The 12,177-nt window shown below is 47.7% G+C and carries 7 protein-coding genes; all 7 read left to right on the forward strand.

Going from position 1 to position 12,177, the window contains the following annotated elements:
• The first annotated feature begins 139 nt into the window (after nucleotides 1-139).
• The 7 genes from FBF61_RS35050 (at nucleotide 140) to FBF61_RS10790 (ending at nucleotide 12,025) form a co-directional block, all read left to right on the forward strand.
• Nucleotides 140-2,485 (forward strand): SusC/RagA family TonB-linked outer membrane protein, encoded by a 2,346-nt coding sequence (locus tag FBF61_RS35050; protein ID WP_229215000.1) that lies wholly within the window; start codon nucleotides 140-142, stop codon nucleotides 2,483-2,485.
• The gene (locus FBF61_RS35055) at nucleotides 2,455-3,642 is read left to right on the forward strand and encodes a SusC/RagA family TonB-linked outer membrane protein (RefSeq protein WP_229215001.1); all 1,188 of its coding nucleotides are present in this window, start codon (nucleotides 2,455-2,457) and stop codon (nucleotides 3,640-3,642) included. Before FBF61_RS35050 ends, FBF61_RS35055 begins: the two co-directional genes overlap by 31 nt.
• A gap of 19 nt (nucleotides 3,643-3,661) precedes the next feature.
• On the forward strand, nucleotides 3,662-5,584 hold the full coding sequence (locus tag FBF61_RS10770; RefSeq protein ID WP_138477243.1) for a RagB/SusD family nutrient uptake outer membrane protein: 1,923 nt from the start codon (nucleotides 3,662-3,664) through the stop codon (nucleotides 5,582-5,584).
• Nucleotides 5,585-5,608: 24 nt separating this feature from the next.
• Nucleotides 5,609-6,310: a DUF3823 domain-containing protein gene (locus FBF61_RS10775; protein ID WP_138477244.1), complete on the forward strand. Its 702-nt coding sequence runs from the start codon at nucleotides 5,609-5,611 to the stop codon at nucleotides 6,308-6,310.
• 199 nt (nucleotides 6,311-6,509) lie between these two features.
• Complete coding sequence (locus tag FBF61_RS10780) at nucleotides 6,510-9,989, forward strand: PVC-type heme-binding CxxCH protein (protein WP_445438731.1); 3,480 nt, start codon at nucleotides 6,510-6,512, stop codon at nucleotides 9,987-9,989.
• Between the two features lie 62 nt (nucleotides 9,990-10,051).
• A complete protein-coding gene (locus FBF61_RS10785; protein WP_138477246.1) occupies nucleotides 10,052-10,789 on the forward strand; it encodes a ThuA domain-containing protein in 738 nt (245 codons plus the stop codon).
• 117 nt (nucleotides 10,790-10,906) lie between these two features.
• A complete protein-coding gene (locus FBF61_RS10790) occupies nucleotides 10,907-12,025 on the forward strand; it encodes a Gfo/Idh/MocA family protein (protein WP_138477247.1) in 1,119 nt (372 codons plus the stop codon).
• The last annotated feature ends 152 nt before the right edge of the window (nucleotides 12,026-12,177 follow it).

Consider the following 12,177-nt stretch of genomic DNA (forward strand, 5'->3'; position numbering starts at 1 on the left):
AAAGATCAGCCATGTTCCAGCATGACTGATCTAAGATTCCCCACACGTAACTGACATTACATGCAAGTTCATTGGAAAATGAATGAAGGGGAAGATTTCGTTGAATCAATCGCGTTAACCAACAAATTCATTCAAACTTATGAAAAAAATTCGACGACCAGAATACTTTCTCATCACTCTCATGCGAATAACGGTTATCCAATGCATCCTGGCGGGTCTGTTTGCAGGCATTGCGTGGGCACACGACGGACTGGCTCAATCCGCTCTGAGTCAGAAAGTGACGATGGACATCCGTAACCAGGATGTGAAAAAGATCCTCAAGCAACTGGAAAAGCAAACGAACATGAAGTTTGTATTCAGCTCGAAACTGATCCAGTCTGACAGAAAAGCGACGGTTAAAGCTCAGAACGAAATATTATCGGAAGTGCTTGATGGATTGTTAAAACCATTGCAGCTCCATTACAAGGTCAAAGACGATCTCATTATTATTAAACCGGATGTGTCTCAGGAAAAGACGCCGGAAATAACCAAGGAAGCTTCTCCGGAGGGAACGGTTATTTTTTCAGTCGAAAAGACGATTACAGGTATGGTCAAGGAAGAATCCGGTGCGGGTTTGCCGGGTGTCAGCGTGGTCTTAAAAGGTACGCAAACGGGAACATTGACAGACGGGCAAGGGAAGTATTCGATCACCGTTCCGAATGGAGAAACTGCCTTGATATTTTCCTTTGTGGGATTTTTGTCCCAGGAGGTGACAGTTTCTGAAAGCCAGAGTACTATCGATATCACGCTGAAAGTTGATGACAAAGCGCTGGAAGAGGTAGTTGTGGTAGGTTATGGAACACAGAAAAAAGAGTCACTTACGGGGGCGATCGCAACTGTAACCAGCAAGGATCTTGACCGTGTTCACGGCGGATCGACGGTCAGTTCGGGATTGGCTGGGAAGATACCCGGTGTAACTTTCCGTATGCCCGACGGCCGGCCCGGTGCCAGTGCAAATGTGCAGATCAGGAATATGGGAAATCCATTGTTTGTAATTGACGGAATCCAGCAGGACGCAGCCCAGTTCAACAACATTTCCCCCAATGATGTAGAAAGCATAACGGTGCTTAAAGACGCTTCTGCAGCAATTTATGGCGTCAGGGCTGCAAATGGCGTTGTTGTGGTTACTACCAAAAGAGGGAAAAACGGAACAAAAAATACAATCAACCTCGACGCATACAACGGCTGGCAAAACTGGTCGAGGTTCCCGAATGTGGTCAACGATTCTTACCAGTGGATGCTTGGAAAAGCAGAGGCTGAAATGAACCAGTACGGGCGGACGTCCATTACCCAGGCTGAGCTTGAAAAGTACCGGGTCGGCACGGAAATGGGTTATCAGACTTTCAACTGGAAAGATTTTATCGTGAAAAAGAATTCACCGCTTTCTTCGATAAATCTCAACATGACAGGAGGTTCGGACAAGATCAGCTATTACATTTCCGCCACGCGTCTGAGCCAGAATTCTGTTCTGGGACGGGAGTTTACTTTTAACCGGAGTAATATTCAGAGTAATGTAGACGCCAAAATTACCGAAGGGCTGAAAGTAGGAGTTCAGATCAACGGCCGGATCGAGATCCGTGACCAGCCCGGGATTCCCGGCGGCGACGATTACTGGCTGCCGCGTTTCGCGATTTTACGTAACAGACCTTTTGAGCGTCCTTATGCCAATGATAATCCCTTGTACCTGAATGATATCAAGCACAACGAAACCAACTGGGCTTATAACAACAAGAAACTTGGTGGCTATCAGACAGATATCTGGCGGGTGCTGCAAACCAACATGAATGCCGAGTACAAAATACCGGGAGTGAAGGGACTCGTTGCAAAAGGCATGTATTCATATTATATCGGAGACAGGGTCCTTAATGGACACGAATACACTTATGAAGCGTACACTTACAATCCAACCGACGACACCTATAAAGTGACCGGTGGAAGTACCAATCCATGGCGCGAAAGGCGGACTCAAAAGATCATCCGTAATGTGTACCAGGGCGGGCTAAATTACAATAATACTTTTGGCAAGAGCACATTAGGTGCCGTTTTCGTTGCCGAGCGGCAGGAGGAAAGAGATCAGGAACAATGGGCACATTCCGTTCCCAAAACCAATGTGCTTCCGCTGATCTACTTCGCTACCATGGATACCTATGACGACAAGGATAACCAGCTGGCACGTATAGGGTACATCGGTAGGGTTAATTATGATTATGCAGGCAAATACTACGTAGAATTATCGGCACGCCGGGATGCTTCCTGGAAGTTTGCGCCGGATAGAAGGGTGGGCTATTCCCCTCGGCTTCTGCGGGATGGAGGATTACGGAAGAAGAGTTCTTTAAAAAGCTCATTGGTCAGCGAAGCATTCTCGATGACCTCAAAATCAGAGGATCTTACGGGATTCTGGGCGATGATAATATTTTGTTCAATAATGACCCGAATCAACCGCTGAGTCCATATGCATATCTTCCGGGATATAATTATAACCAGGGTAATGCGATCCTGAGCGGAGTGCCCGTAGTGACCTCCCGTGATAAAGGCCAGATTATTAATAACATATCGTGGTTCAAGAGTAAAATAACCGACGTCGGTGCCGATTTCTCTTTCCTTGGGACAAAAATTACCGGTTCTGTGGATTATTTCTATCGTCTTCGCACGGGGTTGCTGGGACGTAAGTATGATCTGCTGGTACCAAGCGAACTGGGATACAGTTTGCCGGATGAAAATGTAAACAGCGATTCGCAATCTGGCTGGGAAGCTGCGCTTGCTTACAATGGAAAATCGGGCGATATCAGCTACACGATCGGTGGGAACGTCTCATTCTCGCGGAGCAAGTTTGTCTCATCTTATAAACCCATTTTTAACAATTCTCAGGATCGCTACCGCAATTCTACCGAAGGCCGTTACAATAATATTTTCTGGGGATATGAGGCGTTGGGCCAGTTTCAGTCGCAGCAGCAGATTAATGAATATCCTGTTAATATTGACGGACAGGGCAACCGGACCTTGCTGCCCGGTGATTTGATCTACAAGGATATGAATGGAGATAATGTGATCAATAACCTGGACGAAAAGCCAATCGGCTTTACGACAAATGGTCAGCCGAATGTGAATTTTGGATTGAACTTCATGGTAAGCTGGAAAGGGATCACTTTCAATGCAGACTTCTCGGGCGGCGCAATGTATTCGTGGAACCAGAACTGGGAACAAAGATGGGCATACCAGAACGATGGGGCTTTGAATAAGATTTTTCTGGACCGGTGGCGGCGCGCTGATCCTTTCGACCTGAACAGCGAATGGATCCCCGGGAAATATCCTGCTTTGCGCTACAATGATGGCGGGCACAGCAATTACAATAAAAACTCGACTTTCTGGCTGCATAATGTGAGATACCTTCGCGCAAGAACCATTGAACTCGGCTATTCTTTGCCTAAAACATTGCTTGAAAAAGTGAAATTGCAGCGTGCGCGGATTTATATCAATGGCTATAATCTGTTTTCAATTGATAACCTGAAAGAGTTTGGTGTGGATCCTGAAATTGCCGACGACAACGGTCTGCAATATCCTCAGAACAAGTTTGTGAACGTGGGGATCAACCTTTCAATCTAATTTTTTAAAGCAATTCAAGATGAAAAAGATATTTTATACACAGGTAATATTCATGCTTTTGCTGAGTTGGGGCTGCAACGACGACGATTTTTTAAACAGGCCGCCAACCAATATTTTGACAGAAGAACAGGTGTGGGGAGATGAAGGCCAGGTTTTATCTGTACTTGCCGATTTATACAACCGGTATGTTGACCTGTCCAATTTCAGGGATTTCCCGCGTCCGGGGCTTTCTACCCTGGCAGGGTGGACAAGAATGGCGGATTTCAACGAAGCATTCTGGTCGGAGGCGGGGCGGTATGGTGATTTCCAGAACAGCGGCTGGGATTACAATACATGGTCGATATGGGATTACGGATACATCAGGGAAATGAATTTATTTATCCGGAAATGTACAGAAGCTGAAAAGCTCTCACCGGCTGTCAAAGAACGTTACCTTGCTGAGGCCCGGTTCCTGCGTGCTTCTTACTATTTTGAGCTGGTAAAACGCATGGGCGGGGTGCCGCTGATCCTGGAACCGATGACCTACGATTTCAATGGTGATCCCACTTATCTGCAGCATGCCCGGGCCAAAGAATCGGAAATATATGATTTCGTCATCAGGGAGGCGGAAGAGATCAAATCCAAACTTCCGGTTAACGCCAGTGAAAAATCCCGGGCCACGCAGGCTGCCGCGCTGGCAATGCAGGCCAGAGCAGCTTTGTATGCAGCGTCTATTGCGAAATATGGTGTTAATACGCCTCAGGTGGCTTTGCCCGGTGGCGAAGTAGGAATTCCGGCCAATCTGGCCACAGGTTATTATACTAAAGCGTTAAGTGCTGCGAAGGAAATCATCAGCGGAAGCGCAGGTGTTTATGCGCTGTACAACAAAAAGCCGGACCTTTCGGAAAATTTTGCCAGCATATTTTATGACAAGGCAAACAACTCCGAGGTTATTTTTGCCGAAGATTACAAGCTGCAAAGCGGCAAGGTGCATTACTTCACAGGCTGGAACCAGCCACGCTATGGCGCCGAGGAGGAAGAAGGCGGCAGGATCAACCCTTCGCTTAATTTTGTGGAAGCATTTGAAAAGCTGGACAATACTTTTGCACCGATCCCGGTAGCGAATGCAGCAGGTACCCCGCTGTATTATACCAATCAGATTGACATTTTCGCGGGCCGGGACGCCCGCCTTGGAGGAACCGTAATGTTACCCGGGACTACATTTAAAGGCCGGGCAGTTGATATTTGGGCTGGGTTTCAGCTGGCAAACGGCACGATCGTGAGTGGTGACGACCGGGGCGCGCAGAAAACTTTGCCAGGCAAAACCGTACCGGAACAAGTCGTAGGCTTTGACGGCCCGATAGATGGTTTCGAGTTTACTGCCCAAACCGGTTTTTACCTGCGTAAATACCTCGATCCGGTTGTCGGTTCCGGCCAGCGCGGGGTGAACAGTGAAGTATGGTTTATCAGATACAGGTATGCAGAAGTGCTGCTCAATGCGGCGGAAGCTGCTTTTGAACTCGGACAACCTGCGGTAGCAGCGGGGTATATGAATCAGGTCCGCGAGAGGGCAGGATTGATTACTCCGCTGAAAGCCGCCGACGTTAATTTCGACCGTATCGCACATGAACGCAGGGTCGAACTGGCTTTTGAAGGACATTATCACTACGATATCCAGCGGTGGAGAATCGCACATCTGGTCATGGACGGAAACGCGATCAGCGCGGCAGATCTATCCAAAGATCTTGGTAAAGCAACAAAGAGGAATACGCAGCCGTGGGCACTTTGGTCTTACAAAATTTACGATCCGGCCTCTCCGAACAATGGAAAATGGATTTACAAACCTGTAAAGCTAAGCCGCGTAACCGGTTCCGACCGTTTCCAGCTTGGAAATTATTATTCCCTGATCGCGGACGACATTATCAACAACAATCCCAAGATTGTTAGAAATCCAAATCATTGATCATTACATTTAAAGACATTTTATATGAAAATCAGGTTTCAAATCAGGACGCTCCTGGCAATGCTTATCCTTTTTGCCTCCTGCGAAAAAGACAATTACACAGCGCCGAAGTCGATCCTTTCCGGCAGAATCGTTTATAATGGTGAGCCGATCGGGGTGGAATACAATCAGGTCCGGCTGCAATTGTGGCAACCCGGTTTCGGAAAGCTGGCCGCTCTCGACGCGCAGGTAGACCAGGGTGGTTCTTACTCCGCCCTGCTTTTTGACGGCAGTTACAAAATGGTTTTCCCCCAGGGAAGAGGCCCGTTCAGGACAATACAAAAAGATGCTGCGGTGAAGGATACATTGTTTGTAAATATCAGCGGAAATCAGGAGCTTGATGTGGAGGTAATGCCTTATTACATGATCCGTACCCCAAAATTCAGCGGTGGCGAGAACAAAGTTTCGGTGACACTGAAACTGGAAAAGATTATTACCGATGTCAATGCAAGGGATATTGAAAGAATTTCACTCTATATTAATAAAAGTCAGTTTGTGTCCAGGGCTACCAATGTGGGGGTTACCGATGTTGCCGGTAGCGAGGTCAAGGATCTGAACAGTATCAGCCTTTCCACAAATGTCCCGGCGCTGGCACCTTTGCAAAACTATGTCTTTGCGAGGGTAGGCGTAAAAATCAAGGATGTAGAGGACATGGTCTTCTCGCCGGTGGAGAAAGTGGCACTTTAATTATATCAGGAATTCCGGGTAAATACAGGTCAAAAAGTGCTCTGTATTTACCCGGACAGTAATAGCGAAACTTTAAGTTTATATAAAAGCAGCAAATATTTTTCATGCCAAAAAATGTGATTAAATGAATCTGGTACAAAAGAAATACTTCGTCGTATTATTGAGTGGATTGCTTGCGGCAGGGTGTGCGCACAACAAAATGAGTTCGTCCGGAGAGAACGCCGGAAGTACCAAAACCACGGGAAAAAGAGCGGAAGTTCTGTTCCTCGGGCACAACAGTAAACACCATGATGCCAATAAGTATGCGCCCTGGCTTTCGGTCAAGTTGTTCAAAAGCGGTATCAACATGTCTTATACCGTCGACCTCAATGACCTGAACCCTGAAAATCTCAAAAAGTACGACGGGCTCATCATCTATGCCAACCACGATTCATTGTCGCCGTCACAGGAAAGTGCCATGAAAGCATTTGTGGAAGGCGGAAAGGGTTTGATCCCCCTCCATTCTGCCTCGGGTTGCTTCCGTAATTCTGCCTGGTATATCAAGACCATCGGCGGACAGTTTGCTTCGCACAAGGTAGATACTTTCAAAAACATCATCCTGAAACCCGACCATCCCGTCATGAAAGGGATCACGGATTTTTCTACCTGGGACGAAACTTACGTACACAAAAACCTGAATCCCGACAAAACTGTATTGGGCGAAAGGATAGAAGGCGATAAACATGAACCTTACACCTGGGTGCGGAACGAAGGAAAAGGACGCGTTTTTTATACCGCTTATGGTCATGAAGATAGTACCTGGACGAACAGAGGTTTCCTGGACCTGGTAAGAAACGGGGTTTTGTGGGCGATCGGGGACGAAGCAAAAGCTAAAATTGATGCGCTGAAACTGCCGCAGGTGGATATATACGAGTCGGACACGATTGCACATTATACCAAACGTCACGTGGTTCCGAAAATGCAGGAATCGCTTTCGCCGGCCGAATCCAACAAACTGACACAGGTTCCTGCCGATTTCGAAATACAGCTTTTTGCCGCCGAGCCCGACATTACCAATCCGATCGCGATGGCCTGGGATGAAAGGGGCAGGTTATGGGTAGTCGAGTCTGTGGATTATCCCAACACATTCAAAGAAACCGACGGAGCAGCTAACGACCGTATCAAAATTTGCGAGGATACAAACGGTGATGGAAAAGCAGACAAATTCACGGTCTTTGCCGACAAGCTCAATATCCCTACCAGTATGGTGTTTGCAAATGGTGGTATCATCGTGTCTATGGCACCTGATTTCGTTTTCATGAAAGACACGAACGGTGACGATGTGGCAGACGTTCGTGAAGTGATCATGACCGGCTGGGGAAAAAACGATACCCACGCAGGCCCTTCCAATCTGCAATACGGATTTGATAACAAAATCTGGGGTGTCCTGGGTTACTCAGGATTTAACGGCACCATCGACGGCAAGAAGTGGAATTTTCCTCAGGGCGTGTATCATTTCAAACCCGACGGCAAGGACTTTGCTTTTCTGGGAAACAGCAGCAACAATACCTGGGGGCTGGGGTTTACGGAGGATAACAATGTGTTCCTATCTACTGCCAACAATACCCACAGCGCTTTTTATTCCATGCCTGCCAGGTATATGCAGCGCACATTATCGGAAGATCAGCCTTCGGTTTTATCTGTACAAAAAATTGACGGACATTATGACGCACATGCGGTAACGCCTAACCTGCGCCAGGTGGATGTAGTCGGCGGGTTCACTTCTGCGGCCGGGCATCACTTTTATACAGCAAGAAATTTCCCGAAAGAATACTGGAACCGTATCGCATTCGTGACCGAGCCAACGATCCGTCTGGTGCATAATGCGATACTGGAACCGGATGGAGCAGGATTTAAAGAAAAAGATGGCTGGAATTTCATGGCCAGTTCGGATGAATGGTTTGGCCCGGTGCAGGCCGAGGTAGGCCCCGACGGTGCCGTATGGATTGCAGACTGGTATAATTTCATTATTCAGCACAATGTATTCGTGCCCGCGCAGTCGCCTTCCGAATTTATACTGCCTTTCAAAGAACAGCCTCACGGCCCGGGTAATGCATTCAGCAGCCCTATGCGCGACCTTAATCATGGACGTGTTTACAGGGTTGTTTATAAAAACGGCAAGAAAACGCCTGCGCTCAAACTTTCCAAAGACGATCTTCCGGGGTTGGTTGCAGCGCTGGAAAATGACAATATGTTCTGGCGTATGACCGCCCAGCGTCTGTTGGTGGAATCGAAAAAGCTGTCCGTGGTTCCTGATCTTTACAAAATCGTGAACAACCAGAAAGTGGATGAAATAGGCTTAAACAGCCCCGCTGTACACGCACTATGGACTTTACACGGCTTGGGCGTGTTGGACGGTTCTAATATGGAGGCACTTCAGGTTGTTAATAAAGCGCTTTCGCATCCGGCAGCCGGCGTACGCAAGGCGGCAGCGACTGTTTTGCCAAAAAATGACCAGAGCTTCGAGATGCTTCAAAAATCAATGAAAGATCCGAATCTCAATACGCGTCTGGCGGTTTTTGTGGCATTGGTAGAATTGCCTTCATCTGAAAAAGCAGGTGAAGCAATTTATCAGGCTTCTCTGGATGAGCAGAACGCCAAAGATGCGTGGCTTTCAAAAGCGCTGCTGGCTGCGGCGATCAGACATGAGAAAGGATTTCTGGCCGCGTCTCAAAAGCAGTCGTTGAAATCGGTTTTCAGCGAGCAGATTGTACAGGCGCTGCATAAAGAAGTTTATCCGCTTGGAAGGAGAAATACGATGCAGTTCCCACCCGATGTAACAGGTAAGGAAATCACCATCAAAGCCAGCGTTACCAAGGCCAAAGACAAAGCTTTGCAAGGTTTCATCGCCGGACAAGGTGGAAAAGACGGCGGATATGCCTTATATATCCAGGACGGAAAACTGGTTATGGCCGTGAAACAACATGGTATGGTCAGTCAGGCCGCAACTACCGGACCGCTTCCTGAAAAATTTGATGTAGTGGCTCATTTGGCTGCATCCGGCGATATTTCTATCGAAATTGACGGCAAACCCGCAGCAAAAGGCAAGGCACATATGCTATTCCCTGCTCCGTTGGGCAATAGCCTGCGTACCGGCGAGGACGTAGAAGGCGAAGACAAGATCGGTACCTATGAAGGACGGTTTGGATTTGTAGGCAATTTTCAAAAGGCTTCACTGGAACTGAGTGATCCTTCCGAGAGCGCGAAAAATGCGGAACCGAATACCAAAACTTCCGATAAAGCTGCTTCAAAATCTTCCAATGCGACGGTCATTGAGCTGAAAGTAGAGAAGGAGATCATGCAGTATGATAAAAAGCTGATTACTGTAAAAGCCGGACAGAAAGTAGTGATCAATCTGGAGAACCCGGATGGTATGCAGCATAATTTGCTGATCATTAAGCCGGGCAGTTTGCAAAAGGTGGGCAAAGCCGCCGACGAAATGTTGAGCGATCCGAAAGCTGCTGAAAAACAATATGTTCCAAAAATCGCGGAGGTGCTTTATGCTACCAAGCTGGTGAACTCGGGAGAGACCGTCAGCCTGGAATTCACAGTTCCGAGCCAGCCGGGCGACTATCCTTATGTATGTACTTTCCCTGGTCACTGGCGTGGTATGAACGGAATTTTAAGAGTTGTGAAATAGTATTGCCGTTTGAAGATGTGCTGTTACTTTATAATTATAAACTTTAAAACCGGAGTTTTTCGATGATGAATTCAATTTTTAAGACTGTTTTTGCTTTGGCGATGCTGATCGCCCCGGCCTTTATCATCAATGTCCGGGCGGAAGTGCCGCCGAAAAACAAGCCGATACGCGTACTGCTCGTAGGCGGCGGATCTTCCCATGATTTTGACAAATGGTACAAGCAGGAAGATGTGCAAACTTTGCAGAAAGACGGTCTGGCGGCCGTGGAATATACCAGCGATCCGACGACAATCTTGTCGAAATTGCCGGAAATAGATGTGTTATTATTGGCAAATAATCAGCCCATTGCTGATGCAGCTACCAGAAAAGCTATTTTTGATTTCGTGGAAGCCGGAAAAGGGCTGGTGCTTGCGCACCCGGCATTGTGGTACAACTGGGCCGATTGGCCGGAATATAACCAGAAGCTGGTAGGCGGAGGCTCAAAAGGTCATGATAAATATGGTCCGTTTGATGTAACAGTTACCAATAAAAAACACCCTGTTACCAAAAATGTCCCGGCGCAATTTCACCTGGACGACGAGCTGTATTACCTTATCGCAGATCCGTCAGGTTCTCCGGTAGAAGTGCTAGCAACAGCCAAAGCTGCCAACTCCGACAAAGTATTTCCAAGCATAGTGATCGTGAAATATCCGAAGTCAAGGATTGTGGGCATAGCACTGGGTCACGATGCTGCATCGCATACGATCGCACCGTACCAGACCATTTTAAGAAATGCCGTAAAATGGGCAGCCGGTAAATAACCCCCCAGCTCCGGACTTCAGTCCGGAGGAGGATGGGACGCAAAAGCAAAAGAACCAGAAAGTAAAATCAATCACATAACCCCGGACTTCAGTTCGGGGACCAAACAAAAAAAAACAATGAGTCAGAAGCAAATCACAGTAGTCATCGTAGGTATGGGATTCGGAAAAGAATTTATTCCAATCTATCAGAGCCATCCCAATATCAAGGCCGTAGGAATCTGTACAAGAAGCAAGGAAACCCGGGACGAGCTGACTGCGAAGTTTAATCTTGACAAAAACCTGGTTTTCGAACATTTCGAAGACATTCCCAAAAGAGAGGATGTGGATGCGATACATATTGTAACGCCTGTTCCTGAACATGCCAAAATGACCCTCGCATCGCTGAATGCCGGCAAACACACAGCCTGCACAATTCCAATGGCTATGACTGTTGAAGATTGCACGGCTATTGTTGAGGCAAAACGCCGGGCCAAAAAAGTATATATGATGATGGAAACCGCGCTGTATACGCGTGAGTTTTTATATGGGCTCAAATTGGCGGAGACCGGAGAATTGGGACGTATCCAGTTTGTACGCGGGTCGCATATCCAGGATATGAGCATGGAAGGCTGGGGCGAATACTGGAAAGGTTACCCGCCGATGCTCAACGGAACACACGCGATTTCGCCCCTTTTGAAAATAAACAATACAAAGGCGGAAACTGTGGTTTGCCACGGATCCGGTAGATTGAGCGAGGACCTGGCGAGCAGATATGGGTCTCCGTTTGCAGTTGAAACGGCGACTTTTACGCTTAAAAACTCCGATGTGGTAGCAGAAGCTACGCGTTCGCTGTTTGACGTGGTGCGTCAGTACCGTGAAAGTTACGATGTGTATGGTACCAAAATGTCGTTTGAATGGGAGCAGCTGCAAGATGAAAGTCATGTTATTTTTGACGGAGGGGAAAATGCAAAACGCATTGACGTGCCCGACACCGACGAGCTGCTGATCGAGCCGATCAAACATTTTACCAAACGTGAGAAAATTGACGACCCTAACCATGTTTCGTTTCTCCAGGGCGCCGGGCACGGAGGTTCTCACCCGCATTTGGTGCAGGAATTCGTAGCCGCGATCATTGAAGAAAGAGATTCGGCGGTGGACGCTGCATTGGCTGCTAACTATACCTGTGCCGGCATTTGCGCACACGAATCGGCCATGAACGGCGGTATCCGCGTCAATGTCCCCACCTTCGAAGATTAAAAAAGCCTTCGCTCCGATCCGTGGGTTGAAACCCACGGTCAGGGAAAAGGCCCGATGGGCCAGAATTCCGGTTCGATGGTGCCGGGGTTAAAACCCACGGTCGGGAAAAGGCCCAACGGGTCAAAAATCCCCGTTCGCGAAAAAAACGGCCC

It is taken from the genome of Dyadobacter bucti, assembly GCF_005869225.1.
GTDB classification, from domain to species: Bacteria; Bacteroidota; Bacteroidia; order Cytophagales; family Spirosomataceae; genus Dyadobacter; species Dyadobacter bucti.

Coding starts and splice junctions, on each gene's coding strand:
- FBF61_RS35050 (WP_229215000.1), top strand. CDS start 140: ATGAAAAAAATTCGACGACCAGAATACTTTCTCATCACTCTCATGCGA.
- FBF61_RS10770 (WP_138477243.1), top strand. CDS start 3,662: ATGAAAAAGATATTTTATACACAGGTAATATTCATGCTTTTGCTGAGT.
- FBF61_RS10775 (WP_138477244.1), top strand. CDS start 5,609: ATGAAAATCAGGTTTCAAATCAGGACGCTCCTGGCAATGCTTATCCTT.
- FBF61_RS10780 (WP_445438731.1), top strand. CDS start 6,510: ATGAGTTCGTCCGGAGAGAACGCCGGAAGTACCAAAACCACGGGAAAA.
- FBF61_RS10785 (WP_138477246.1), top strand. CDS start 10,052: ATGATGAATTCAATTTTTAAGACTGTTTTTGCTTTGGCGATGCTGATC.
- FBF61_RS10790 (WP_138477247.1), top strand. CDS start 10,907: ATGAGTCAGAAGCAAATCACAGTAGTCATCGTAGGTATGGGATTCGGA.